Source organism: Mesorhizobium sp. WSM4842 (assembly GCF_055901575.1).
The window spans coordinates 3,996,410-4,021,502 of record NZ_CM148372.1; the positions used below are offsets into that span (position 1 = coordinate 3,996,410).

Annotated in this window: 26 protein-coding genes and 2 pseudogenes; 18 read left to right on the plus strand and 10 right to left on the minus strand. The window is 63.1% G+C overall.

What is annotated here, in order from left to right; translation table 11 throughout:
* Nucleotides 1-22: 22 nt before the first annotated feature.
* The 4 genes and pseudogenes from AC0NIE_RS19270 to AC0NIE_RS19285 all read left to right on the plus strand — a co-directional run bounded on the left by AC0NIE_RS19270 (nucleotide 23) and on the right by AC0NIE_RS19285 (nucleotide 2,576).
* A complete protein-coding gene (locus AC0NIE_RS19270; RefSeq protein WP_473490042.1) occupies nucleotides 23-1,153 on the plus strand; it encodes an IS630 family transposase in 1,131 nt (376 codons plus the stop codon).
* A gap of 13 nt (nucleotides 1,154-1,166) precedes the next feature.
* Nucleotides 1,167-1,313 (plus strand): annotated as a pseudogene (locus tag AC0NIE_RS19275) (DUF445 family protein); the annotation flags it as partial.
* 95 nt (nucleotides 1,314-1,408) lie between these two features.
* Entirely contained in the window at nucleotides 1,409-1,837 is a 429-nt protein-coding gene (locus AC0NIE_RS19280) for a phasin family protein (RefSeq protein WP_473490018.1), read from the plus strand.
* A gap of 241 nt (nucleotides 1,838-2,078) precedes the next feature.
* Complete coding sequence (locus AC0NIE_RS19285) at nucleotides 2,079-2,576, plus strand: MaoC family dehydratase (protein WP_473490019.1); 498 nt, start codon at nucleotides 2,079-2,081, stop codon at nucleotides 2,574-2,576.
* Nucleotides 2,577-2,617: 41 nt separating this feature from the next.
* Here AC0NIE_RS19285 and AC0NIE_RS19290 read toward each other — a convergent pair whose 3' ends face one another.
* Nucleotides 2,618-4,021, minus strand: a complete 1,404-nt coding sequence (locus AC0NIE_RS19290) for an aminotransferase-like domain-containing protein (RefSeq protein WP_473490020.1) — start codon at nucleotides 4,019-4,021, stop codon at nucleotides 2,618-2,620.
* A gap of 106 nt (nucleotides 4,022-4,127) precedes the next feature.
* Here AC0NIE_RS19290 and AC0NIE_RS19295 point away from each other — a divergent pair, with 106 nt between their 5' ends.
* A complete protein-coding gene (locus AC0NIE_RS19295; RefSeq protein WP_473490021.1) occupies nucleotides 4,128-4,991 on the plus strand; it encodes a DMT family transporter in 864 nt (287 codons plus the stop codon).
* Between the two features lie 269 nt (nucleotides 4,992-5,260).
* Nucleotides 5,261-6,232 (plus strand): IS110 family RNA-guided transposase, encoded by a 972-nt coding sequence (locus tag AC0NIE_RS19300; protein ID WP_473490043.1) that lies wholly within the window; start codon nucleotides 5,261-5,263, stop codon nucleotides 6,230-6,232.
* 75 nt (nucleotides 6,233-6,307) lie between these two features.
* Here AC0NIE_RS19300 and AC0NIE_RS19305 read toward each other — a convergent pair whose 3' ends face one another.
* Nucleotides 6,308-7,348, minus strand: coding sequence for a zinc-dependent alcohol dehydrogenase family protein (locus AC0NIE_RS19305; RefSeq protein WP_473489216.1), 1,041 nt, complete (start codon nucleotides 7,346-7,348; stop codon nucleotides 6,308-6,310).
* Nucleotides 7,349-7,380: 32 nt separating this feature from the next.
* Nucleotides 7,381-8,031 (minus strand): maleylacetoacetate isomerase, encoded by a 651-nt coding sequence (gene maiA, locus AC0NIE_RS19310; protein ID WP_473489217.1) that lies wholly within the window; start codon nucleotides 8,029-8,031, stop codon nucleotides 7,381-7,383.
* Between the two features lie 157 nt (nucleotides 8,032-8,188).
* Between maiA and AC0NIE_RS19315 the strand changes: the two genes are divergently transcribed.
* The 3 genes from AC0NIE_RS19315 (at nucleotide 8,189) to ltrA (ending at nucleotide 10,987) form a co-directional block, all read left to right on the plus strand.
* The gene (locus AC0NIE_RS19315; RefSeq protein WP_095521992.1) at nucleotides 8,189-8,872 is read left to right on the plus strand and encodes a response regulator; all 684 of its coding nucleotides are present in this window, start codon (nucleotides 8,189-8,191) and stop codon (nucleotides 8,870-8,872) included.
* 116 nt (nucleotides 8,873-8,988) lie between these two features.
* Nucleotides 8,989-9,534 carry a hypothetical protein gene (locus tag AC0NIE_RS19320; RefSeq protein ID WP_473489218.1) on the plus strand — a complete coding sequence of 182 codons (546 nt, stop codon included), beginning with the start codon at nucleotides 8,989-8,991 and terminating at the stop codon, nucleotides 9,532-9,534.
* 193 nt (nucleotides 9,535-9,727) lie between these two features.
* Nucleotides 9,728-10,987: a group II intron reverse transcriptase/maturase gene (ltrA, locus tag AC0NIE_RS19325; protein WP_473489219.1), complete on the plus strand. Its 1,260-nt coding sequence runs from the start codon at nucleotides 9,728-9,730 to the stop codon at nucleotides 10,985-10,987.
* A 71-nt stretch (nucleotides 10,988-11,058) separates the two neighbouring features.
* Here the strand turns inward: ltrA and AC0NIE_RS19330 are convergent, their stop codons facing one another.
* Together AC0NIE_RS19330 and AC0NIE_RS19335 are read right to left on the minus strand one after the other, a co-directional pair.
* Nucleotides 11,059-12,399 (minus strand): ATP-binding response regulator, encoded by a 1,341-nt coding sequence (locus AC0NIE_RS19330; protein WP_473489221.1) that lies wholly within the window; start codon nucleotides 12,397-12,399, stop codon nucleotides 11,059-11,061.
* 9 nt (nucleotides 12,400-12,408) lie between these two features.
* Nucleotides 12,409-13,644: an FIST N-terminal domain-containing protein gene (locus AC0NIE_RS19335; RefSeq protein ID WP_473489222.1), complete on the minus strand. Its 1,236-nt coding sequence runs from the start codon at nucleotides 13,642-13,644 to the stop codon at nucleotides 12,409-12,411.
* Between the two features lie 122 nt (nucleotides 13,645-13,766).
* On the opposite strand from AC0NIE_RS19335, the pseudogene AC0NIE_RS19340 reads away from it, so the two are divergent.
* The 4 genes and pseudogenes from AC0NIE_RS19340 (at nucleotide 13,767) to AC0NIE_RS19355 (ending at nucleotide 18,343) form a co-directional block, all read left to right on the plus strand.
* Nucleotides 13,767-14,197: pseudogene (locus AC0NIE_RS19340) on the plus strand (nuclear transport factor 2 family protein).
* 260 nt (nucleotides 14,198-14,457) lie between these two features.
* A complete protein-coding gene (locus AC0NIE_RS19345) occupies nucleotides 14,458-14,961 on the plus strand; it encodes a (2Fe-2S)-binding protein (protein ID WP_473489223.1) in 504 nt (167 codons plus the stop codon).
* A gap of 118 nt (nucleotides 14,962-15,079) precedes the next feature.
* Nucleotides 15,080-17,428 carry a xanthine dehydrogenase family protein molybdopterin-binding subunit gene (locus tag AC0NIE_RS19350; RefSeq protein WP_473489224.1) on the plus strand — a complete coding sequence of 783 codons (2,349 nt, stop codon included), beginning with the start codon at nucleotides 15,080-15,082 and terminating at the stop codon, nucleotides 17,426-17,428.
* Nucleotides 17,429-17,545: 117 nt separating this feature from the next.
* Nucleotides 17,546-18,343: an FAD binding domain-containing protein gene (locus AC0NIE_RS19355; protein WP_473489225.1), complete on the plus strand. Its 798-nt coding sequence runs from the start codon at nucleotides 17,546-17,548 to the stop codon at nucleotides 18,341-18,343.
* Between the two features lie 64 nt (nucleotides 18,344-18,407).
* Here the strand turns inward: AC0NIE_RS19355 and AC0NIE_RS19360 are convergent, their stop codons facing one another.
* Both AC0NIE_RS19360 and AC0NIE_RS19365 read right to left on the minus strand, forming a co-directional pair.
* On the minus strand, nucleotides 18,408-18,905 hold the full coding sequence (locus AC0NIE_RS19360) for a GNAT family N-acetyltransferase (RefSeq protein WP_473489226.1): 498 nt from the start codon (nucleotides 18,903-18,905) through the stop codon (nucleotides 18,408-18,410).
* A gap of 19 nt (nucleotides 18,906-18,924) precedes the next feature.
* On the minus strand, nucleotides 18,925-19,689 hold the full coding sequence (locus AC0NIE_RS19365) for a copper homeostasis protein CutC (RefSeq protein WP_473489227.1): 765 nt from the start codon (nucleotides 19,687-19,689) through the stop codon (nucleotides 18,925-18,927).
* 306 nt (nucleotides 19,690-19,995) lie between these two features.
* Here AC0NIE_RS19365 and AC0NIE_RS19370 point away from each other — a divergent pair, with 306 nt between their 5' ends.
* Nucleotides 19,996-20,451 carry a carboxymuconolactone decarboxylase family protein gene (locus AC0NIE_RS19370; RefSeq protein ID WP_473489228.1) on the plus strand — a complete coding sequence of 152 codons (456 nt, stop codon included), beginning with the start codon at nucleotides 19,996-19,998 and terminating at the stop codon, nucleotides 20,449-20,451.
* A 51-nt stretch (nucleotides 20,452-20,502) separates the two neighbouring features.
* Here the strand turns inward: AC0NIE_RS19370 and AC0NIE_RS19375 are convergent, their stop codons facing one another.
* Complete coding sequence (locus AC0NIE_RS19375; RefSeq protein ID WP_473489229.1) at nucleotides 20,503-20,670, minus strand: LysR substrate-binding domain-containing protein; 168 nt, start codon at nucleotides 20,668-20,670, stop codon at nucleotides 20,503-20,505.
* Between AC0NIE_RS19375 and AC0NIE_RS19380 the strand changes: the two genes are divergently transcribed.
* The 3 genes from AC0NIE_RS19380 (at nucleotide 20,609) to AC0NIE_RS19390 (ending at nucleotide 22,460) form a co-directional block, all read left to right on the plus strand.
* Nucleotides 20,609-20,860 (plus strand): hypothetical protein, encoded by a 252-nt coding sequence (locus tag AC0NIE_RS19380; RefSeq protein WP_473489259.1) that lies wholly within the window; start codon nucleotides 20,609-20,611, stop codon nucleotides 20,858-20,860. The genes AC0NIE_RS19375 and AC0NIE_RS19380 overlap by 62 nt on opposite strands.
* 62 nt (nucleotides 20,861-20,922) lie before the next feature.
* The gene (locus AC0NIE_RS19385; protein ID WP_473489230.1) at nucleotides 20,923-21,903 is read left to right on the plus strand and encodes an alpha/beta hydrolase; all 981 of its coding nucleotides are present in this window, start codon (nucleotides 20,923-20,925) and stop codon (nucleotides 21,901-21,903) included.
* Nucleotides 21,900-22,460: a nuclear transport factor 2 family protein gene (locus AC0NIE_RS19390; RefSeq protein ID WP_473489231.1), complete on the plus strand. Its 561-nt coding sequence runs from the start codon at nucleotides 21,900-21,902 to the stop codon at nucleotides 22,458-22,460. Before AC0NIE_RS19385 ends, AC0NIE_RS19390 begins: the two co-directional genes overlap by 4 nt.
* A 31-nt stretch (nucleotides 22,461-22,491) precedes the next feature.
* On the opposite strand, the gene AC0NIE_RS19395 is transcribed toward AC0NIE_RS19390, so the two are convergent.
* On the minus strand, nucleotides 22,492-22,926 hold the full coding sequence (locus AC0NIE_RS19395; RefSeq protein WP_473489232.1) for a cupin domain-containing protein: 435 nt from the start codon (nucleotides 22,924-22,926) through the stop codon (nucleotides 22,492-22,494).
* Between the two features lie 71 nt (nucleotides 22,927-22,997).
* Complete coding sequence (locus tag AC0NIE_RS19400; RefSeq protein WP_473489233.1) at nucleotides 22,998-23,816, minus strand: AraC family transcriptional regulator; 819 nt, start codon at nucleotides 23,814-23,816, stop codon at nucleotides 22,998-23,000.
* A gap of 104 nt (nucleotides 23,817-23,920) precedes the next feature.
* Between AC0NIE_RS19400 and AC0NIE_RS19405 the strand changes: the two genes are divergently transcribed.
* Nucleotides 23,921-25,093 carry a M20 aminoacylase family protein gene (locus AC0NIE_RS19405; RefSeq protein ID WP_473489234.1) on the plus strand — a complete coding sequence of 391 codons (1,173 nt, stop codon included), beginning with the start codon at nucleotides 23,921-23,923 and terminating at the stop codon, nucleotides 25,091-25,093.

A 25,093-nucleotide genomic window follows, 5' to 3' on the forward strand; every position in this document is an offset into this window, starting at 1 on the left:
TATTGCGTTGATTCGATTGGAGATGCGATGCATGGGACGAGTTGCTGCAACCATCGACTTGAGCGCCGAGGAACGCAAGGAGCTTGAAGGTCTGTCGCGCCGGCGGCGAACGGCGCAAGGTCTGGCACAGCGGGCAGAGATCGTGTTGTTGGCGGCCGAGAGGCTTGAGAACAAAGTGATCGCGCAGCGCGTCGGGGCGGTTGAGAACACGGTCGGCAAGTGGCGACGCCGCTTTGCCCAAGATCGGCTGGATGGCCTCTACGATGAGCCGCGGCCGGGTCGGCCACGAGAGATCGGCGATGATGCGATTGCCGAGACGATCCGCCTGACGCTGGAGGCGACACCGCGCGAAGCCACGCATTGGAGTCTGCGCTCGATGGCGCGCGCGGTCGACCATGCGCCATCGACGATCCATCGGATATGGAAAGCCTTCGGCCTTCAGCCGCACCGCGCAGAAAGCTTCAAGTTGTCGAGCGATCCTTTGTTTGTCGAGAAGGTGCGCGACATCGTCGGCCTCTACATGGCACCGCCCGAACACGCGCTGGTCCTGTGCGTGGACGAGAAGAGCCAAATCCAGGCGCTCGATCGCACCCAACCGGTGCTGCCGATGCGGCCCGGCCAGATCGAGCGGCGCAGCCATGATTACAAGCGCCACGGCGTGACGTCGCTGTTCGCAGCGCTCGATATCGCCACCGGACGCATCATCGGCAAATGCTATCCGCGCCACCGCTCTACGGAGTTCCGCCGCTTCCTCGACGAGATCGAAGCGGCGGTTCCTGAGGATCTCGACATCCATTTGGTCATGGACAACTACGCCACGCACAAGACGCAACCCATCCGCAACTGGTTCGCCAAGCGACCCCGCTGGCACGTCCATCTAACACCCACCAGCGCGTCCTGGATCAATCAGGTCGAGCGCTTCTTCGCCGACCTCACCGACAAGCAGATCAGGCGCGGCGTTCACCGCTCAACCGGAGAACTTGAAGCCGCCATCGAAACCTACATCAATGCTGTCAACGCCGATCCGAAGCCCTTCAGATGGACAAAGTCTGCTACCGACATTCTCGCCTCCATCGAACGCTTCTGCCTCGCAACCCTCAAAACCGGCGACCAACAGGCTAAAATCGTCAGAACTTCGGAATCAGGACACTAGCGACTGACACGCCGCCGATCAGGTCAAGCGCTGGGACTTTGCCCAGCTCACCATGAACATCGACAGGGACCTGCAATATATCCGCTTCAACGGCATGGTCATCGGCGGCCTTGCCGGCGTCGTGCTCCATACTGTGGAACGGCTGTTCCTCGTCAACTGAGCCGCGATCTGTTGCGCGGCCGAATGGACCGTGAGGCTCCAGTGCCCTATGTTCTCTTCAGGTGCCGCATTCGCAGCGCCAGGGGAGAAGCCACCATGGCAAAGCAACCGGAATCCGACACCTTCATGGACATTTTCGCCAGGTTCGGCCGCGACCTGAAGCTGCCGAACGTCGATGTCGAGGCGATCCTCAACCATCATCGCAAGAACCTCGAGGCACTGGAAAAATCGGCCAGGGCGAGTGCCGCCGGAGCGTCGTCGCTGCTCTCCAGGCAGCGCGAGATGCTGCAGGACACGCTGCACGAGATCGCCGACATGGCGCAGAGCTACAGGGCGCCGGGCGATCCTCGGGAGTTGATGGCCAAGCAAGCGGCGTTCGCCAGGAAATCCTTCGAGACCGCATTGAAGAATGCCGGCGAGGTGGCCGAACTGGCCAGGAAATCCGGGACCGAATCGGTCGAGATCCTGCGCGAGCGTATCAAGGAGGCGATGGCGGAAATCCGCAGCAGCTACGATAAGAAGTAGGCTGTTCCCAAGCCAAAGCAGGCGGACTTTTCTCCCGTCATGTCCGGCTGCTGAAAGCCGTATTGTTGGTCTTTGGCCCCGGCGAGGCGCACAAAGTTTCTCTTGCTCGGATGAACCTGTTTCCGGCGCTGGACACAGGCATCCGGCCGGCCGAGGATACCGCAGCGGAACGCGCGGAGCGAATTGACAGAGGCGGCCGGTTCGTGGTCCGGAGGCAGGGCAAGCGATCGGGAAAGCAGGAATGACGCAAACACGGCTGAGGACGCCGCCGACCTACGAACAGCTCAGGACGATGACAGGGCAGGAGCTTGGCGTGTCGGAGTGGACGACGGTTGACCAGAGCCGCATCGACCAGTTCGCCGAATGCACGGGCGACCGCCAATGGATCCATGTCGATCCAGAGCGGGCGAAGCGGCAGAGCCCGTTCCGCGCCACCATCGCGCATGGCTATCTAACGCTGTCGATCATCGGCGCGCTGGCGCTCGACATGGGCATCGTGCCCGAAAACACGCAAGCCGTCTTCAACTATGGCTTCGACAAGGTGCGGTTCCTGGCCCCGGTCAGGGCCGGCGCGCGCATCAGGCTGCGCATCACGCTTTTGTCCATGGAGGACAAAGGTCCCGGCCAGTATCTGATGAAGGCGGCCAATATCGTCGAGATCGAAGGTGAGCAGAAGCCGGCGCTGACCGCCGAAACGCTCGTTATGCTCTATGAGCGCCGGAGGCGGGCAAGGGCCTGAGGGGCGAAGCGCCAGGGCCTGCATCTTCGTGACAGCGAAAATCATCGCGACATTGCCTCTTCAAGCGTCCTGAAGATTCTCTCGTCTGCCGACTGCGCGGCGTTGAAGCGCAGGAAACGGCTGGCAGTTTGGGACAGGCTGAACGCATTGCCGGGCGCCAGCACGACATTGGCCGACAAGGCGCGGCGGGCTGTTTCCGCTGCATCCACGCCTTCCGGCAGGCTGCACCATAAGAACATGCCGGCGGGCTGGTCGATCCACGGCGTCACGCCGATCGTCTTCAGGCGGGTTCTTGTCTCAGCCATGGCGCGTGAAAGCCGCGTGCGCAGCAAATCCACGTGCTTGCGATAGCTGCCGTCCTTCAGCAGCGTCAGCACCAGTTCGGAGGCAAGCCTGCCGCTGCCGAAGGACGTGGCGATCTTGAGGTCGGTCAGCCCTTCCATCCAGTCGCGCGGAGCCGCGATGAAGCCGCAGCGCACCGACGCCGAAAGCGTCTTGGAGAAGCTGCCGATATGGACGACGCGACCAAGACCGTCGAACGCCGCCAGCCTGGGCGCGGGCGTGTGTTCGAAGTCGGCAAAGATATCGTCTTCGATGATCGTCAGATCCGATTGGTCGGCGAGCTTGAGCAATCGATGGGCGACGACCGGCGACAGAATTGCACCCGTTGGATTGTGAAGCGCGGAATTGGTGATGTAGAGGCGCGGCCGGTGCTCGATCAGCGCCTGCCCAAACAGCTCGATATCCGGTCCCGACGGCGTATAGGGAACGCCGACCACCTCGGCCCGGTGAGCGCGCAGCAGGGCATGGAAGTTGAAATAGCAGGGATCGTCCACCAGCACCGTGTCGCCCGGCTCGAGCAGGAACCGGCAGAGGAGGTCGATGGCCTGGGTGCCCGATTCCGTCAGCATGATCTGGTCGGGAGATGCCTCGATGCCGTGCTCTGCCATGCGCCGTGCGAGCAGATGACGCAGCGGCGGCAGCCCGAGCGGGGTGCCGTAATCCGTCAGCGTGACATCATCGCCGCGTGCCATTGTCCGCAGGGCCCGGCGCAATCCAGCCTCGGGCATCCAGGAGGCAGGCAGCCAGCCGCAGCCGGGTTTGAGCACGCCGTCGCCGGCTTCCAGCGACTGGCGCGAAACCCAGAGCGGATCGACAGCTCGATCAAGCCTGGGGCCGATCTCGGCCAGCGACAAAGGAGCCAGCGGTCCGGCGGCATAAAAGCCCGAACCTGGACGCGAGCGGATGATGCCTTCCGCCGCAAGCCGCTCATAGGCTTCGACCACGGTGGATTTCGAAACCTGCATGGTTTTCGCAAAAGCCCGGATCGAAGGCAGCCGGGTTCCCGGTGTCAGGCTGCGTGCGGCGATCCTGTGCCTGATCGTCGCCATGACGCTTTCGACAAGCGTCCCGCTGCCCTCATTTGCCGTCGCCTGCTCGTCCATCCGTACTGCTCAATCTACCATAACAGTTTTATCAAACTGTACCTCATTGTCCCTGGTGGCGCCACATGTCCGGCCCGATAGAGGGCGAGAACATCAGGAGCGTGCGATGGATAAGACGGCGGGCGGCTGGATCAACGGATTCGTAGGCGTGCTGATTTTCAGCGGATCGCTTCCGGCAACGCGCGTCGCGGTGATGGATTTCGATCCGACGTTCCTAACCGTCGCCCGTGCTGCCACGGCAGGCATTCTGGGCCTCGCGCTCCTGCTCGCTTTTCGCCAGAAGCGTCCGGAGCGGCGCGATCTGCTGTCGCTGGCCATCGTGGCGCTTGGCGTCGTGGTCGGCTTTCCGCTGCTGACCGCGCTGGCGCTCAAGCACATCACCTCGGCCCATTCCATCATCTTCGTCGGCCTGTTGCCGCTGGCGACCGCAATCTTCGGCGTCATTCGCGGCGGCGATCGCCCCAAACCGGCTTTCTGGCTGTTTTCATGCCTTGGCAGCGCCCTTGTTGCCGGTTTTGCAGTGACGCAAGGTGTGGCGGCCGCGCCGCTTGGCGACATGCTGATGCTGGCCGCCATTATCCTGTGCGGACTGGGCTATGCGGAAGGCGCCACGCTGTCCCGCAAACTCGGCGGCTGGCAGGTGATCTCATGGGCGCTGGTGTTGTCGCTGCCGGTCATGCTGGCCCTGACCCTCTTCACCATGCCACCGTCGCTCGAACCCGTCGGCAACGCCGCCTGGATCGGCCTGGCCTATGTCTCGCTGTTCAGCATGCTGATCGGTTTTGTGTTCTGGTATCGCGGGCTGGCGCAAGGCGGCATCGCTGCGGTCGGGCAGTTGCAGCTTCTCCAGCCGTTCTTCGGCCTTGGGCTGGCGGCAACGCTGCTGCATGAGCCGGTCAGTCCCGCCATGATTGCCGTCACCGCTGCCGTCGTGCTTTGCGTGGTCGGTGCGAAGAGATATGCGAGATAGGCGCCGGCCCTTCTTCCTTCTCCCCTTGTGGGAGAAGGTGGATTGGCGCGCAGCGGGGTGCTGGCCGGAACGCCCTCGTGCCAAGCTGGAACACCCCTTGCATGTTCGGATTGCGGCTATTTGTGCAAGATAGCTGTACTCCCCGACGGATGGCCGTCCGCCGGGGAGTGGACGGATGGGACCGTACGCCCCTTGGTGTGAGCCGCGGATGAGCAAGGTCCATTCGTTCTCACATTGGTCCTGAACAGATGATGGGGAGCAAGTCCCGCATGCAAGGCAAGGTATTGTCCGAACCGAATGCGACGCCGCCAGTCTATGCCGGCATCGACGTGTGTAAAGAGTGGCTGGATGTCTACGTCCATCCGGCCGGCAAGAGCTTCCGCGTCGCCAATGACAGTGGCGGACTGCGGCGGCTGAAGCGCCTGCTCGGCGAGCTTGCGGTGAGGCGGGTGGTCCTGGAGGCGACGTCCAAATACCATCGGGCGGCGCAACGCTCGCTGCACGAGGCGGGATTGGCCGTGGCCGTCGTCAACCCGCTGCGCGCTCGGCTCTTTGCCGAAGCCTGCGGCCAGCTCGCCAAGACCGATAGGATCGACGCCAGGCTGCTGGCCTTGATGGGGGTCGCACTCGAACCGGCCGAGACGGTACCGGCTTCGCTTGCGATGGAAGCATTGCAGGAAATCGTCGGCGTGCGCGGTGCCGCCAGTGCCGAACGCACCGCGCTCATCAACCGCTTGGCGACACTCCAAAGCCCCTTTCTGCGCGCCGAACTCAAGCGCAGACTGCGGATGATCGAACGCCACCTCGTCCGTCTCGAAACCGAAACCGCTCGCCTGATCTCGGCCGACCCCGCCCTTGCCCGCCGCCACGCCATCTTGGTGTCGATCCCGGGCATTGGCCCGATCACGGCCACCGCGCTGCTGGTCGGTCTCGCCGAGATGGGCACGCTCAACGCCAAACAGGCGGCCATGCTGACCGGCCTCGCCCCCGTCGCCCACGACAGCGGGCCGCGTCAGGGCCGCCGTGCAATCAAAGGCGGACGCAAGGCTGTCAGAAACGTCCTCTACATGGCGGCGCTGTCGGCAAGCCGCTACAACAAGGACCTTGCCGCCTTCGCCGCACGCCTGCGCAACGCCGGAAAGGCCGCAAAGGTCATCCTCGTCGCCGTCATGCGAAAGCTCGTCGTCATGGCCAACGCACTCATCGCCCAAGACCGCTTCTGGAGCCCAATCGCCCCTTGACAACAAACACAGATGCTCATCCGACCGCTTCGCGGCCACCTTCTCCCACAAGGGGAGAAGGGAGAGCCGACTTGGCTAGAACTTGGTCACCACGCCAATGCCGATGCCTTCGAAGCCGCCCATCGCCATTAGTGCGGCTGGCGCCTCTTCGAGGCTGATTTTCTTGCCGACCAGCAGTTCGGGTTTGAGTTTGCCGGTGCGGATCATCTCCATCATCGCCTGGTAGCGGTGGGCCTGCATGCCGTGGCTGCCGCGGATTTCGAGCTCGAAGGCGATCACCTTGTCCATCGGTATCTGCGGCCTGGCGTGATCGCCGAGCATCAGGCCGACCTGCACATGGCGGCCGCGCCGGCGCAGATTCGCGATCGAGTTGAACGAGGTGGTGGGGTGGCCGAGCGCGTCCATCGACATATGCGCGCCGCCATTGGTGATCTGCTTGACCGCCTTGACCACGTTCGGCGTCTTGGCCGCGTTGATGGTCGCCACCGCGCCGATCTTGCTGGCGAAGTCCAGCTTCTCGTCGGTCAGGTCGATGGCAATCACGTTGGCGCCCATGGCGCTGGCGATCATGATCGCCGACAGGCCGACGCCGCCGCAGCCATGCACGGCCACCCATTCGCCGGGCGTCACCCGGCCCTGGTCGACAATGGCGCGGAACGAGGTGACGAAGCGGCAGCCAAGGCTGGCGGCGGTGGCGAATTCCATCTCGTCCGGCAAGCGGACCAGATTGGTGTCGGCATGGTCGATGGCGACAAATTCGGCGAACGAGCCCCAGCCGGTGAAGCCGGGCTGGGACTGGTGTTCGCAGACCTGATGGTTGCCGGAGCTGCATTCGAAGCAACGGCCGCAGCCGACGGCGAACGGCACAGTGACACGCTCGCCGGCCTTCCAGCGGGTCACCTGCTTGCCGGCGGCCACGACGACGCCGGCAAGCTCGTGGCCAGGCACATGCGGCAGGCGGATACCATCGTCATGGCCCATCCAGCCATGCCAGTCGCTGCGGCAGAGCCCGGTCGCCTCGACCTTGATGACAACGCCGCCCAGTGCCGGCTCCGGATCGGCAACGGTCTGGATCGTCGGCACCTCGCCGAACTTTTCGAAGACGACGGCTTTCATCGGCAATTCCTCATGCTTTTGTCCAACTTGCTCTATTCGGCATCGATCTGGTTCTCGGGTGCTGCCTTTTGGAAGGCCGGCAGCGCCATGCAGGCGGCGTGGATGCGTGTGATCGTCGGGTAGGGCGCCATGTCGACGCCGAACCGGGCGTTGCTGGTGACCTGTGCGACCAGGCAGATGTCGGCCAGTCCCGGCGCTTCGCCATGGCAGAATGTCTTTGTTTCGGGGGAGGAAGCCAGAATCTTTTCAAGCGGCTGGAAACCTTCGTTCACCCAGTGCCGGAACCAGTTGGCGACGTCCTCGTCGCCGGCGCCGAACAGCGTGCGCAGTGAGGTCAGCACGCGCAGATTGTTCACCGGATGAATGTCGCAGGCGATCATCTGCGCCAGCATCCTGACGCGGGCCCGGCCAAGTGCGTCCTGCGGCAAAAGCGGCGGTTCGGGCCTGGTCTCGTCGAGAAATTCGATGATCGCCAGCGATTGCGTCAGCAGCGTACCGTCGCCCAGGATCAGCGCCGGCACCAGTCCCTGCGGATTGACCGAGAGATAGGCGGGCTCCAGATGCTCGCCGTGGCGCAGATGATGCGGCACATATTGGTAGGTCAGGCCCTTCATCTCCAGCGCGATCCGCACCCGGTAGGAGGTGGAGGAGCGGTAGTAGTTATGAAGGACGAGGTCGCTCATTGCGGCACACTCGGCCGATTTGGACGATCGGGCAAGGCATGGTGGTCCGAAAATTGCCGTCTCCGCCCTTCGGCCAGGGATGGCGATGTACTATTTGCCAATAATCTGGCCATGGTCACTGGGCTATTCTATCCTGCCTGAAATGAAACGAAACGCCATGACCGCAGTCAACGATCGCGCCCGGTTTCTGATCATCGACGACCACCCGCTGTTTCGCGAGGCGCTGCACAGCGCTGTGCAAATGGCCTATCCGGATGTCGATACTGTCGAGGCGCGTTCGATCACCGAGGCATTTGAGCTTCTGGCGGATGCGAAGCCATTCGATCTCGCGCTGCTCGACCTCAGCATGCCAGACGTGCATGGCTTCGATGGGCTGCTGCAGCTTCGGACCCGCTATCCGCGCCTCCCGGTGGTCATCGTTTCGGGGCATGAAGAGCCCAAGATCATTTCCGAGGCGCTGTCCTACGGCGCGGCCGGCTTCATCCCGAAATCGGCGCGCAAGAGCGATCTGGCCGCCGCCATCCGCTCGGTGATGGACGGTGCGATCTACGTGCCCGAAACCTATGAAGGCCAGCCGCCGGACGCCGACAGCACCGACCGCGCCGAGATGGTGCAGCGCCTTGCCAAACTGACGCCGCAGCAATTGCGGGTGCTGCAGATGCTGCGCCAGGGCTTGCTCAACAAGCAGATCGCATACGAGTTGCAGGTCGGCGAAACCACTGTCAAGGCGCATGTCTCCGAGATCCTGCGCAAGCTCAATGTCTACAGCCGGACGCAAGCCGTTATCGAGGTTTCGAAGCTCGACAGTGCCGAGCTGTTTCGCGGCCAGGCGGGATTTTAGCCGCCGGCTGCGGAATTACGGTGCGGTATTACCAAGGCAAGCGAAGCTGCCGCCGCAGCCCGTATCAGGGCTGCTCTCCCGAGTGACAAGCTCCTACTCGTGCCGAAGCGCTAGCCATGAAACGCATTTTCTTCTTCGCCACCCGTGTTGATATCGTTTCGGTTCTCAATCGCTTCGAAGCGAACGCGCCGCTGAAATTCGTTGAAATGGGAAACCTGACTACGCCAAATAGGGCAATTTATCTGAATTCATCGGAAATCCCCAATCCCGGAATCGCGACCCATGAAACAGGCAGCCTTTCGCAAGGGTACATGGTGTCGCATCGAGACACCAAGAATAACATGCATTCGTTCGTTGGTAGGAAAGGCGAGAAACGGTGGAGTCTCGATAACAGCGATAACGAAGAAACTGTAATTCTTACAATGGCTGGTCTTGGAAGGACAGGCACCTTGCTGCCTGGCAACATGGCTACGCTTCATGAAAAGCCGGTAGCGCAACAGCTGATGAAATGGTTTCAATCCGCCTTGAAACAGGAGGGCTTCACCAAAGTCCGAGACTGGTGGCTTGGCAGGGAAGCCCTTGCAATGCTCAAGGCAGGTAAGAGGTTGACGACAACTGCGGAACAATCACCTCCTGAATTTGACCTGACGCTGCCGAATTAGAAAGAAGCAAATTGCAAAAATGCTTTCCCTATTTGAAATACGGTGGTGACAGGTGCGCCGGGAGACCGGCAGGGAGTAGGTGGTGGAAGTCCACTGCGATGAAGGATTAGCAACCCGCATCGGCCCCGAGCCGTGCGTTGCCGGCCGCGAGGCTGGGGACGAAGCGTCGGCAGGGGAGCGTATAGGCCAGCCATTGAGCCGCGAAAGGTACAATCGGAGCGCCGACGCCGTCTGTCAGGCGGAAGGCGAGACGGTCGCACGCGCTATTGCGAGCGTGAGGCCGGCTCCGCGCGGTCACAGACCCTGGCCGTCGCGGCGTAGGTTCATTCCCAAGCCCGATGGTCGACAACGCCCGCTCGGCCTGGCGGCGCTGGAGGACAAGATTGTCCAGCGCGCGCTGAGCGAGGTGCTGAACGCGATCTACGAGGAAGACTTCCTCGGGTTCTCGTACGGGTTCCGGCCGGAGCGCAGCCAGCATGATGCGCTGGACGCACTTGCGGTCGGGATCGAGCAGGCACGGGTGAACTGGGTGCTGGACGCCGACATCGCCGGGTTCTTCGATGCGGTCAGCCATGACTGGCTGATCCGTTTCGTCGAGCACCGCATCGGCGACCGGCGGGTGATCCGCCTGATCCGCAAATGGCTGAAGGCCGGGGTGATGGAGGATGGCGTGGAGACGCCGAGCGAGGCGGGCACACCGCAAGGCGCGGTGATTTCGCCGCTGCTGGCGAACATCTATCTCCACTACGTCTTCGACCTGTGGGCACATCGGTGGCGACGCCGCCACGCCCGCGGTAAGGTCATCCTCGTGCGCTATGCCGACGACATCGTCGCCGGCTTCGAGCACAAGGCCGACGCCGAGCGGTTCCTGGCGGACCTGCACAAGAGGCTGGCGGGGTTTGCGCTGGCGCTGCATCCGGACAAGACGCGCCTGATCGAGTTCGGCCGCTTTGCGGCGGCCAACCGCGAAAGGGCCGGCCTTGGCAAGCCGGAGACGCTCAATTTCCTGGGGTTCACGCATATCTGTGGCCGCTCGCGCAAGGGCCGCTTCCAGCTCCGGCGGAAGTCCCGGCGCGACCGGATGCAGGCCAAACTGCGTGCGCTCAAGGCAGAACTCGCGCGGCGCCGGCACCAAGCGATCCCCGACCAGGGGCGATGGCTCAAACGGGTCCTCAGCGGCTGGTACAACTACCATGCCGTCCCGACCAACGGCCCCGCCCTCGGCGCCTTCCGCGACCGCGTGACCGAGCTCTGGCTCCGGGCGCTGCGGCGGCGCAGCCAGAAAGACCGGACCAAATGGGACCGCATGCGGCGGATCGTCGGCCAGTGGCTGCCGCGACCGCGCATTCTCCACCCATGGTCCAGCGCGCGCTTCGCCGTCAATCATCCAAGGTGGGAGACGGATGCCTTAATCGGGCCCGTCCGGTTCTGTGCGGGGGGCGCTCAGCAATGAGCGTCCCTACCGCGATTGCACCATTTTCTTGTCGCTCGCGGTCTTCTGCCCGTGTCTTCGGGGGCAAGGGATCAAGCCAGCAAGTGCGCCAGCAGTGCGCGTAGTTGTGCCGGTTTCAGCGGCTTGCGCATCAGCTCGATGCCGGCCGCGCGGGCAGCTATAGCAACGGCGTCCGAACCGTCGGCGGTGACGATCAGCGCCGGCACGGCGCGGCTGAGATAATCGCGGACCTCGGCGATGGTCGTGGTGCCGAGGTCGCCGCCGTCGAGATGCTGGTCGGCGATGACGATGTCCGGCACCCAGTCCGTATCGCCTAGCATCTCGAGCGCAGCATCGGTCGAGGTGGCGGGGCGCACCAGGCATTGCCAGCGCTCGAGCAGGGATGTCATCGCCTGCAGCACCTCGACGTCGTTCTCGACCAGCAGCACCTTTGTGCCGAACAGACCGTAGCCGCGCGGCCGCTCCATGTCGGCGGTGCTGGCAATGGCATCGACGCTGGCGCCGATCCCGACCGGAACGTCGATATGGAAAATCGTGCCGTGCCCGACTTTCGAGGAAAACGTCACGGGATGGCCGAGTGCGGCGGCGATGCGGCGCACGATGGCCAGGCCCAATCCCAACCCGCCGCCGGCAAGCCCGGCATCGGTCGGGATCGTGCCGCGGTGGAACTCCTCGAACACCGCCTCGCGCTGGTCGTCGGGGATACCGCAGCCGGTATCGGCGACATCGATGCGGATCGTGTCGCCGCGATGCCTGGTACCGACCAGCACGCCGCCGGAGCGGGTGTAGCGCAGCGCGTTGGAAAGGATGTTCTGCAGGATGCGGCGCAGCAAGGTGCGGTCCGAACGCACGACGGCGTTGACCGGCCGGAATTTTAGCGTCAGGCCCTTCAATTCGGCGACCGGCAGGAAATCCGAGCGCAGCGACGAAAACAGCATTTCCAGGCTGACGTCGCCGATATCGGGCTGCACGACGCCGGCGTCGAGCTTGGAAATGTCGAGCAGGGTGCGCAGCAGATCCTCCATCGTCTCCAGCGACCGCTCGACCTGCCGGACCAGTTTCTTGCCCTCGTCGCTGGTCTGCACCTCGGCCAGCGCCGAGACGGAGAGATGGGCGGCGTTCAGCGGTTGCAGCACGTCGTGGCTGGCGGCTGCCAGGAACCTGGTCTTGGACAGGTTCGCCAGTTCGGCGTTTTCCTTGGCCGCGCTGAGATCGATGTTGGATTGTTCCAATCTACGCAGTGTCGAATGCAGTTCCTCGGTGCGCGTACGCACTCGATTCTCGAGCGAAATCGCGGTCTGGAACAGCGAGAACGCGTTGGCCTGCTGGTCCATCGAGCGCTCGACGCGGCTGACAAGGGCTGCGTTGATCTTCTTCAGCTTCTCCAGGTCGTTGATGTTCCTGAGCGGCATAACAACCTCCTACTCCGCCGCCTGCCGCTCTCCGAAGGCGATGCCGGTGAAAGTCTGGTTCAGATGCATCGACCGGTACTGTTCGCCATAGGTGCCGAAGCCGATGACATTGTTGACCTTGTAGAGTTCCGAAATCTCTCGAAAGACCTGCCGGTTGCGCGCATCGAGCCTGCGCAGCACGCAGTCGAAACCGAGAATCATGTCGATGCCGCCAAGCCTTTCCTCGACATCCCTAAGGGCGGCACGTGTCGATTCAACCATGTTCTTGGGCTGGGCGATGGAAAGGACGACGCCATCGTCGATAGCGCAGAAGAACGACAGCGAGCCGTCCGCGTGCATCTTCTGGATCGAGCGGCAGTAAAATTCACCGCCCACTTTCACCACCACCGGATGGGAGGCGAAACTCAGCGGCGTCAGCATCTGCGGGATGACGCCGACCGAGGCGGCATATTCCTCGGCGGCATTGGTGGCGTTGAATTCGCGTACGGTGCGGTGATCGGGATCGGACGCGGTCACCACCAGCTTCTCGTCGGTGGGAACGAAATTGTCGGTCTTGAACACGTGGAAAGGAATTTCCGTGGTGATCAGCACGATGATGGCGCTGTCGGAGGTAACCTTGCCGTTCGAGATCAGCCGCGTCGTCTCGAATTTCAGATCATCGCCGGCCGACCCGCCGATCAGTGGAATATCGTCGAGCCCCCAATGGATGGCGGAGGTCACCGCTTCCTCGGCATAGGACAGCCCGTCGATGAAGCAGAGCGCGAAGGTGGTGTTGGACCGTTCGTACCCGACGCGGCCCTGCAGCGAGCGCCGCAGCGCCCCGACTTCACCGGTGATCCTGTCCATGCCCGACGAAGAGAGACTGTCGACCATGGTGCTTGCGACCGAAAACGCTGCTGACGGAAGCAGCAAGGCGAGGATCTGGCCTTCCTCCAGACCGCGCGGCGTGATTTCGCCGGCGGTGGAGCAGCCGGCATACGCAAGTGCCGGCGCGTTGATCTTCAGCGCATCCGACAGGGCCGCCGCATCGACAAGGCTCTGGGAGAAAAACAGCAGGGCGAAGCCGGCATCGATGGCTGCGGCTTCGGCCGCGACCGCCCGGGTGAACGCATCGGCGTCAGGCTCATCCGTGGTGAGCACCGATAGGCCGCATGCATAGCGCGTGCTTGAACTGGCCAGCGGCTTCCTCCTCGATTCCTCCGACGCTCTTTTTGTGCGCGTCTGGCGCGCCGGCGTCGAGGTCATTGTTGTCTTCAAGTGCTGCTTTGGCAATGAGCCAACATGATGGATTTGAAGTTTCTGCTATTTTGACGGCATCAGCGCTGAGAAACTTCGAATCCAAACCACACCGGAAGGTAGCGTGATCCATGGAAGCGCAGGTCAGGAAGCTATTCGAAAGGTACGAGCAGCTTTTCGAGAAATCCCTCGCCGGCGATGCCGACATGGACGAAGTGACATCCGTCTATGCCTCCGCCTTCATTGCAGCGTCGCCTGTCGGCGTCATGGTCGGAAGAACGACGACCAGCTCAAGCAGGTTATGGAACAAGGCTATGCTCGCTATCGAGCGAACGGCACGAAGGCGATGCGAATACGCGATGTTCGCATCTCGCCGATTGACGGGCATCATTGCGTTGCCCACGTCGCCTGGACGTCGTCCTACGCTCGCAAAGACCGACCGGACGTCACGATCGATTTCGACGTCCACCACCTCGTGCAGAAACTGGGCGGAGAGCCTAAAATATTTGGCTGGGTGTCAGGCGACGAGCAGGAGGTTCTCAGAAAACACGGCGTCGGCTGAAATCGGCTTGGCCAGCCTCGGCCGCTGATGGCCGGAAGGCGGCTTCGCACGGCGATCGTGGTTCGCTTCGTTGCGCCATTTCCTGTCTTTGCGTGACCGAAAGTACAATAGGCGGATTTTCGGACGAACTGCATTCTCGCAATCTCGGCATTCCGCGGCACTTTTTCCCCGTGCTTTATGCGGTATAAGAATAGCGGACAGATGGAGGGCTCGGGCACCACCGACGCCAGAACGACCAAGGCAGCACCCAGGGAGGTTTCATGTCGGACATATCGTTGACGGTGAACGGAAAGCGGGTCAGCGGCACTGCCGAAGACCGTACGCTTCTGGTTCATTTCTTGAGGGAGAATCTCGGCCTGACCGGGACGCATGTCGGCTGCGACACCTCGCAATGCGGCGCCTGTGTGATCCATGTCGATGGCAAGGCGGTAAAATCCTGCACGATGCTTGCGGTGCAAGCCTCCGGATCGACCATCGTGACGATCGAAGGCTTGGCGGACGGCGCCGACCTGCATCCGGTGCAGGCGGCGTTCAAGGAGCATCACGGGCTGCAGTGCGGTTTCTGCACGCCGGGCATGATCATGGCGGCGACCGACATGATTGCCCGTCACCCCGAAGGCCTCGACGAGGCCACGGTGCGCGCCGAGCTCGAAGGCAACATCTGCCGCTGCACCGGCTACCACAACATCGTGAAGGCGATCCTCGCCGCATCGCAGACGATGGCCAAGGGAGCCGCCAAGGGCAAGGCTAGGCAAGCTGCGTGAGATGAAGAGTGAGTAGTCAGTAGTGAGTAGTTCGGCCTGAATGGCTCACTGCCGGTTTCCTTTCACTACTCACTAGTTTGCTACTCACTATTTCGGCAATTCGGGAGGAATTTCTGCGATGGGCATTGAAGGTGTTGGCGCTCGTGTAGCGCGCAAGGAAGACAAGCGGTTCATTACCGGCGCCGGGCGCTATGTCGACGACATGGTGGTTCCCGGCATGAAGCATGCGGCCTTCGTGCGCAGCCCGTACGCGCATGCACAGATCAAGAAGATCGATGTCAAAAAGGCCCAGGCGATGCCGGGCGTCATCGGTGTGCTGACCGGCAAGGAGCTCAAGGCCGACGGCATCGGCAATCTCATCTGCGGCTGGATGATCCATTCCAAGGACGGCTCGCCGATGAAGATGGGGGCGTGGTCGCCGCTGGCCTTCGACAGGGTCCGCTACGTCGGCGACGCGGTGGTCGTCGTGGTTGCCGAAACCAAGGGCCAGGCGCGCGACGCGGCCGAAGCAGTCGATATCACCTACAAAGAACTGAAGGCAGTCGTCGATGCTCCGAAGGCGCTCGAAAGGAGCGCACCACAGATCCATCCGGAAGCCGAAGGCAATCTGATTTTCGACTGGGAGCTCGGCGACAGCACCGCGACCAATGCGGCGATCAAGGCCGCTGCCCACGTCACCCGCATGAAGATCGTCAACAACCGGCTGGTGCCCAACGCCATGGAGCCGCGTGCCGCACTAGGCTATTACGACAAGGCCGAGGATCACTACACGTGCTGGACGACTTCGCAGAACCCGCATCTTGCGCGCCTGGTGATGAGCGCCTTCTACAATGTCGCGCCTGAAAACAAACTGCGCGTCATCGCGCCGGATGTCGGCGGCGGCTTCGGCTCGAAGATCTACATCTATCCGGAAGAAATCATCTGCCTGTGGGCCTCGAAGAAGACCGGCGTGCCGGTCAAATGGGTTGCTGACCGCACCGAGAGTTTTCTCACCGACGCCCATGGCCGTGACCATGTCTCGACAGTGGAGATGGCCTTCGACAAAGACAACAGGATCACCGGGCTGAAGGTCGACACCATCGCCAATCTCGGCGCCTACATGTCGCTGTTCTCGTCCTGCGTGCCGACCTATCTCTACGCGACGCTGTTATCGGGCCAGTACGATATTCCGGCGATCCACGCCAATGTGCGTGCCGTCTATACCAACACCGCGCCGGTCGACGCCTATCGCGGGGCAGGGCGGCCGGAAGCCACCTATCTGCTCGAACGCACCATGGAGACCGCCGCACGCGAGTTGGGCGTGTCGCCGGCGGAGCTTCGCCGAAAGAACTTCATCACGTCGTTTCCGCACCAGACGCCGGTCATCATGAACTATGACGCCGGCGATTATGCCGCTTCGCTCGACGCGGCGATGGCGGCTGCCGACTATGCCGGCTTTGCCGAGCGCAAGGCCGCCGCCGCCAAGAAAGGCAAGCTGCGCGGCATCGGCATGAGCAACTATATCGAGGCCTGCGGCCTGGCGCCGTCGGCGGCGGTCGGCAGTCTTGGAGCGGGTGTCGGCCTTTGGGAAAGTGCCGAGGTGCGCGTCAACGCCGTCGGCACCATCGAGGTGCTGACCGGCTCGCACAGCCACGGCCAGGGCCATGAGACGACCTTCGCGCAGCTGGTCAGCCAGCGCTTTGGCGTGCCGATAGACAGCGTCTCGATCGTCCATGGCGATACCGACAAGGTGCAGATGGGCATGGGAAGCTACGGTTCGCGCTCGGGCGCCGTCGGCATGTCGGCCGTCGCCAAGGCGCTCGATAAGGTCGAGGCCAAGGCCAAGAAGATCGCCGCCCATCTGCTCGAGGCCGACGAGGGTGACATCGTCATCGAAAACGGCGCGTTGAAGGTCACCGGCACCGATAAGAGCGTGCCATGGTTCCAGATGGCGCTTGCCGCCTACACGGCCCACAACCTGCCAGGCGGCATGGAGCCGGGGCTGAAGGAGACCTCATTCTACGATCCGTCAAACTTCACCTTCCCGGCCGGCTGCTATGTCTGCGAGGTTGAAATCGATCCGGAGACCGGCGTCACCGAGATCGTCCAGTTCGTCGCGGCCGACGATTTCGGCAACATCATCAACCCGATGATCGTCGAAGGCCAGGTGCATGGCGGCGTCGCACAAGGCATCGGTCAAGCCTTGCTGGAGGGCACTCGCTACGACGCCAGCGGGCAGCTTTTGACGGCGAGCTATATGGACTACACCATGCCGCGCGCCGACGATCTGCCGTCGTTCAAGGTCTCGACCTCGAACACACCGTGCCCGGGCAATCCGCTCGGCATCAAGGGCTGCGGCGAGGCCGGCGCCATCGGCTCACCGCCGGCAGTGATCAATGCCATCACCGACGCCATCGGCATCACCGATATCGCCATGCCGGCATCGCCGTCCACGGTCTGGGCAGCGATCCGGGCGACGAAACACTGATAAGCAAATAGCGAATAGGGAGTAGCGAATAGGGAACAAACAGCGTGCGAAGGGATAGGCCCTATTCGCTACTCACTACTCCCTATTCGCTCCTTTCCCCCGAAGGGAGAAAGACAAATGTACTCAGTCAACTATCACCGCGCCGCCTCCGTCACTGAGGCCGCCAAGCTGCTCAAGAGCGGCGATGCAAAGCTCTTGTCGGGCGGCATGACGCTGATCCCCGCGATGAAGACGCGGCTTGCCGCGCCTTCCGACCTGGTCGACCTGTCGCGGATCAAGGAACTGCAAGGCGTCAAGGTGTCGGGCAAGACCGTCACCATCGGCGCCGCCACCACGCATCACGATGTCGCCAGCGACGAGAAGCTGAAGAAGGCGTGTCCGGCGCTCGCCCATATGGCGTCCCGGATCGGCGATCCGGCGGTACGCTACAAGGGCACGATCGGCGGCTCGATCGCCAACAACGATCCGGCGGCCGACTATCCGGCAGCACTGCTGGCGCTCGACGCTACCATCGTCACCAACAAGCGCGAGATCGCCGCCGGCAAGTTCTTCACAGGCCTGTTCGAGACGGCACTGAAAGACGGCGAGATCATCACCGCCGTGACCTTCACCGCGCCGGCCAAGGCGGCCTATGAAAAGTTCCGCAATCCAGCCTCGCGCTATGCGATCGTCGGGGTGTTCGTGGCCAAGAGCAAGGATGGCGTCAGGGTCGCCGTCACCGGGGCCGGGGACGACGGCGTCTTCCGTTCGAAGGAAATCGAGGCGGCGCTGACCAAGAGTTTCACGGCCGCCGCCCTCGACGGCATGAAGATTTCGGCGAAGAATTTGATGAGCGACATCCACGCCTCGGCCGACTACCGCGCCAATCTGATCGCGGTGATGGCCAAGCGCGCAGTGGCTGCCGCCAACGCCTGAATCTGCCGGTCCATCGAAAAGCCGGCCCGTGGCTGGCTGAACCGCAACTGGTAGGGCTGTCGTCTCAGCCGGTGATCTGCCTGGTATAGTAGCGCACCGCCTTCTTGCCGCCGTGGATCACCGCGTCGCCGACCTCGACAAAGCCGAGTGCGGCGTGAAAGGCATCCGAGGCCGGGTTGGGTGGGTCGGCATTCACCTCGCAAGTGACGATGGTCTGGCCGGCACGCAAGACATCGTCGAATAGATCCTCATAGAGCCTGCGGGCATGGCCGCGGCCACGCGCTTCTTCCGCAACGACGACACGGTCGACATAGACGAAGCGCTGGTAGCGCTCGCGAAACCACAGGAAGTTCGGACTGTCGTAGCGGGCGTCCTGGTCGAAGGTCATGATGAAGGCTTCGAGCGCGCCGATGCGGCGGGCATAAAACGCTTCGCAGAGCAGGAAGGACAGGCGTTCCGGCCCAAGCCACGACAGCTCGGTCGCGTGCTCGTTATTGAGGGCGAGGACGGCGGGCTCGTCCTGCGGCGAGACTTTTTCGATCGGCAACCGTGCTTGCGTCAAATGCTTGCTTCCTTCGGGATCATGCTCGCGCCGCCGCAATCGTCGCAGCCACAAGCGCCGCGTCGGTCACCGTGTTGCGGTATTCGCGGTCAAGGTCGGTGCCGCCCATGCCGACATGCGGATTGCGGTAGCGCATGGCGCTCGGCACGTCCTTGAGTGCGGCGAAGTGCATTTCAGTCAGTCCGGATCTTTCCCGCACCTCGGCGATGTTCGTGGGGTCGAGCCCGCCGCAACCGAGAATGATGGTGCGCTTCCCCGCCTGCCGGACGAGTTCCGCCAGCAGGGTAACGCCGTCCAATGCGGTGTCGCGCTGGCCGCTGGTCAGCACGCGGCCGACCTTGCTGCGGATCAGCGCTTCCAGCGCCTCGGCCGGATCGCGCGTCATGTCGAAGGCACGGTGGCAGGTGACGTTCAAGGACCCTGCCGCCTGCACCAATTCGCTCATGCGCTTTTCGTCGATGGTGCCGTCAGCGTTCAGGCAGCCAACGACGACGCCGGCCACGCCAAGCTCGCTCAGCGCGCGCACATCGGCGAGCATCGAACCGTATTCAGCATCGCTGTAGAGAAAATCGCCGCCGCGCGGCCGCACGATGACGTGGAACGGGACCGTCGCGAGTTCGAGGGCTGCGCGCACCGTGCCAAAACTCGGCGTGATGCCGCCCTCGACCAGGCTGGCGCACAGCTCGACCCGGTCGGCGCCGGCGGCTTGCGCGGCGAGCAGGCCATCTATGCCTTCGACACAGATTTCGATCAGCGGCAGGCGAGGGCGTTCGGTGTCGGTCACAGGGCGATCCGTTGCGGATTCAAGACGTGCAGCCCTAGCATCGGGCTCCTTGCCGCGAAAGCCGGAATTATTGGCTCAACGCGACGGATCGCTGCCGTTTGCATTGCCGCCAATTTCCCGCTTGACACACTCATAACCAATGAGTTATGGGTAAATCCATAGCTAACGGGTTATGGGTTTTGGCGTGGACAGCGCGGCCGATGATTTCTTCGAACCCTCTCCGATCCGACCCGCAGGACGAACGGAACAGTAAAACCAAAAACCCGGATGATTGGCATCCGGAATCGGCAAAACAAGGAGACCGCCATGCAAGCAAGACTGAAAAACCCGGTGCTTCTCATTCCCGGCGCCCTGCAGGCGCTGCTCGCGCTGGACAAGTCGACGGAAACGGCTGACCTGCCCTATGTGACGCGCAAGCTCGTCCATTTGCGCGCCAGCCAGATCAACGGATGCAGCGTCTGTATCGACATGCATGCGCGCGAATTGAAGAAGGCCGGCGAAAAGGACGAGCGCATCTTCAACGTGTCCGCCTGGCGGGAGACGCCTTATTTCACCGACGCTGAACGCGCGGCTCTTGCGCTTGCCGAGGCAACAACCCGGCTTTGCGATCGGCCGGACCCGGTGCCGGACGCGATCTGGGACGAGGCCGCCCGGCACTATGACGAGAAGGCGCTTGCCGCACTGGTGGTCCAGATTGCCTTGATCAACGCCTTCAACCGCCTCAACGCCGCCACCAGGCAGATGGTCGGCGCCTGGGGATGAGCCGGTTCGCCGATATGCACCGCGGCACATGTCGGTTTTCGCAGCGGCGCATCAGATCCGCAAATTGTGGGCATTCGCGCGCACGAAGTCGATGAAGGCTCGCAGCTTGGGCGGGACGAGACGGCGGCTGGGATAATAGAGGTGGAGCGGTTCGTAGGTGGGACAGAAAGGCTCCAGCACCTTGACCAGCGCGCCTGAGGCGAGAAGCGTCGTCGACATCCATCGCGGCTGGTCAAACGTCGGCTCAGGTCCTGAGATCGACCAGCTCTACGCCCTGATGTTTCGCATCAAGGACGGCAAGATCGCCGAGGCACAGAATTTCTTGACCGACATGTACCAGTCGGACGCCTTCTACTGGGCACACTACCCGCTGAAGCCACTGCCCGGCCGACTGGCGGACGACCGCTGAGACGGCGGCCTTCCTAAATCCGTCGCGCCGCGTTTCTCGCTCCAAGCAAAAGGAGACTTGCGATGTTGAAAATCCTGACGCTAGCCGCGGCAACCGCCGTCGCGCTCGGCTCCAGCGCCTTCGCCGCACCGCGCGTCGAGCGCGTCACTTTCGCCTCGCACGGCGAGCAGATCGTCGGCGATCTCTATCTGCCCGAGGATATGGACCCGGCGAAAGCTCGGCCCGCGCTGGTCGTGACCGGCGCATGGATGACGGTGAAGGAACAGATGGCCGCCCGCTACGCCCGCGAGATGGCCGACCGCGGGTTCGTGGCCTTGACCTTCGACTTCCGCGGCTGGGGCGAAAGCGGCGGCGCACGTCGCCAATACGAGGATCCCGGCACCAAGATCGCCGACATCGAAGCGGCGGTCGCCTATCTCGCAACCCGGCCCGAGGTCAGCAAGGACCGCATCGGCGGGCTCGGCATTTGCGCCAGCTCCGGCTACATGGTCACTGCCGCCGCTAAAGATGCCGCGATCAAGTCGGTCGCCCTCGTTGCGCCCTGGCTGCACGATGCCGAGGTGGTCGAGCAGACCTATGGCGGCAAGGACGGGGTCGCCAGGCTTGAAGCCGCGGGCAATGCGGCCGAGGCTGCGTATCGCAGCACCGGCAAGCCGGCATTCCTGCCCGCCGCCAGCCTGACCGACCAGCGGGCGATCATGTTCAAGGTGCCTTACTACACCGAGCCCGATCGCGGCATGATCCCGGCCTGGCGCAACGAGGCCGATCCGGCCTTCTGGCGCGGCTGGCTGACATTCGACGCGATCCAGGCTGCTCTGCGCCTGCATCAGCCCTTCCTGATGGTGCATAGCGAGGCGGCTGCCATCCCGCAGGGTGCGCACAAATTTTACGCGCGACTGACTGGGCCGAAGCAGGAACTGTGGCTCGACAATGTGACCCAGTTCGATTTCTACGACGGCGCCGCGCCGGTGGAGGCGGCGACCGATGCCGTCGCCGCGCATTTCCGCGCCATGCTGAGCAGTGCAGGGGAGGCAGGACAATGAGCCCCGTCACCCGCCGGCACGTCTTGGCCTCGGCAGTTTTCGCCGCGACGTCTACCGCCAGCTGTGCGCCGGCCTTGAGCACCACGCAGTCCACGGCTGCGCTGACGGTCGAAGACAGGACCGCCATCGCCGAGGCAGTGGCGGGGATCGGCCTTTATGCCGATTTGCGCGAATGGAACCGGGTCAAATCCTATCTCGCGGCCCGCGTCACGACCGACTATACGAGCCTTTTCGGTGGCGAGGCGGCGACCAGCGACCGCGACTCGTTGATTGCTCAGTGGCAAGGCCTGCTGCCGGGCTTCGACGCCACCCAGCACCTCATCACCAACATCGTTGTCGAAGGCGGGGGCAACGATGCGGTTGCGCGCAGCCATGTCCGCGCCAGCCACTGGATCGACGCACGGGTCTGGACGGTCGGCGCCAGCTATCTCCACCGGCTGGTGCGGACGCCCGAAGGCTGGCGCGTCAGCGCCATCGCCGTCCGCCGCCTGTACGAGGAGGGCGACCGCGCCGTGCTGGCCGCTGCCGCGGACCGGGTGAGCGCGGCGGCGAAGTGAGCAGCCTGCTGGCAGCCACGACTGTTGCCAGCTACTGGCGCAACACTGTGTTCTTGGTGCCTTCTTCGACTTGGTCGATGACCAGCAGCTTGACCGGATCGACGCCGACATTGGTGGCCTGATGCCACTGCCCGATCATTTCGATGATGAAATCGCCTGACTTGTATGTGGTGCTCTTGCCGGTCTCGACATTGGTGACCTGAAGCGTCCCACCCTGGACATAGGCATAGCGGGGGAACGGGTGCTTGTGGACCGGCAAGGTCGCGCCCGGCGCAATCTCAAAGGACGAAACCAGGACCTGCACGTTTTTCTGCGGCAGCGTGATCGGTTGGCCGGACGCCGTCTCGGTGCGCGAGGCAAGCGGGGTCACGACAACCGGGGTGCCGCTGGCGTCCAGCGCGTACGCGGCGGTTGCGGAAATGGCTGCCGCGAGCAGCAGCGTCGTCGATACCAGGATTTTTCGCATGATTTCCCCCCAAGCCCAACTTCACCATCGCGCAGCAAATTTCCGCGCGCAAGCGTCTCCTTTGGGAGCACTCAGCCTCCTCTCCTATACATGCCAGGTGTCATGCCGCGCGTCGCCCGGAACGTGCGGGAAAGATGGCTCTGGTCGGCGAAACCTGCCGCAATCGCGGCATCGGCGAGGCCGAGCCCCTGTTCGATCAAGGAACTGGCGCGACGCAGTCTCCGGTCGCGGATATAGGCCGCGGGCGTCAGGCCAATCGCTTTCTTGAAATCCCGGATGACCTGGAACCGGGTGACGCGCCCGGCGTCGGCAAACCGCTGCAGATCGAGCTGCGAGCCAAGTTCGCTTTCGACAAGATCCTCGTAGAGCGAGAACCTCTGTCGCGATCCCGAGCTATCGATCGCTTCGGTTCGCCCGCTCCAATCGCCATGCCGAACGATGAGATGCCTCAAGGCGACGAGCAGCGACGCCTCGGCTTTCGTTGCGTCCTGGGACGTAGAACCTTCATGCGCCGCCGCCAACGCTTCGGCGAGATCGCTGTCCTCGATGATCGCGTGCGAGAAGATCGGAGCGCCATCTCCGCCCAACTCGCGGGCGAGCCCCACCATCAGCGGCACCGAGGGATAAAACGTCCGGTAGGCCCAGCCTTCATCCGCACCCTGTTCCCCGTCATGCCACTCCTCGGGGTTGACGACGGCAATGGTACCAGCCGGAGCAAGAACGTTGTGGCGTCCAATGCGGATGCGTTCGCAGCCAGAAGTAATCAGCGCGATCACATAGGTTGGGTGCGTGTGCAGCTCATAACGGTGCTGCGTGAAGCGCGCCTTGAACAGGCCAAGGTCCGGGAAGCAGGGATGGCGCCAGTATTTCCTGGTCTCGGTCGCGTCCACGTCTTTCTCTCTGCTGCGGTCAATCTGGTTCAAGACGCCTCTTGTGCGATCTTCTAATCGTGATCCCGGATCAAACCGCCCTTTGCCGGTGGAAGGAGAGCATCGTGCTGCATAATGACCCCATCGCCGCCTTGATGCCAGAGGTGATAGCCTGGCGCCACCATATCCATTCCAATCCCGAACTCGGATTCGATGAGAACGAAACGGCACGTTTCGTTGCCGAGAAACTGCGCGCCTTCGGCTTCGATGAGGTGCATGAGGGGATCGGCCGCACTGGGGTTGTCGGCGTCCTGCGCAGCGGCACGGGCACGCGCGCCATCGGTCTTCGCGCCGAGTTGGACGCGCTTCCGGTCGTCGAGAGGACCGGCTTGCCCTATGCCTCCAGGAATGAGGGCATAATGCACGCCTGCGGCCATGACGGCCACACCGCCATGCTGCTCGGCGCGGCCAGACTGCTCAGCCAATCCCGCGCCTTCGAGGGTATCGTCTACTTCATCTTCCAGCCAGCCGAAGAAAACGAAGGCGGCAGCTTGCGCATGATCGAAGACGGCGTGTTCAGGCGTTTCCCAGTCGAGGCCATGTATGCCGTCCACAACTGGCCGGGCGTCAGACTGGGGACGATCGCGGCTCGCGTTGGAGCGCAGATGGCCGCCGTCGACAATTTCGAGCTGACCTTCGAGGGCATTGGCGCGCATGCCGCCATGCCGCAGCTCGGCGACGACCCGATCCTGGCCGCGGGCGCCTTTGTCCAGGCCGTCCAGCGCATTGTCAGCCGCTCGGTCGATCCGCAAAGCGCGCTGGTTGTCAGCCTCACGCAGATCCATGGCGGCAATGTCGGCAACATCGTGCCTGGCAAGGTCTGGCTGCAAGGCACCTGCCGCTTTTTCGAGCCCGGTCATTCCGATCATTGCGAGAAGCTGATCGGCGAGATCGCCCAGGGCATTGCCGCAGCCCATTCGCTCAAGGCCACGCTCGACTACAAGAAGGGCTATCCGCCGCTCATCAACACGGCGATTGCCACGGCCCGCGCCGTCGAGGCGGCCGCCGCCGCCGTCGGCAGGGAGAACGTCACGACCGAGTTCAGCCCGAGCCTCGGCTGCGAGGATTTCGCCTTTATGATCCGCGAGGCAGGCGGCTGCTACGCGTGGATCGGGGTCGGCGATGTCGGTCCCGGCGAGGGGCTGCATGGCGATCGCTACGTATTCAATGACGAGATCGTGCCGACCGTGTTGCGCTACTACGTCAATCTGGTCGAGCAGACGCTTCCCGTCTCGTGA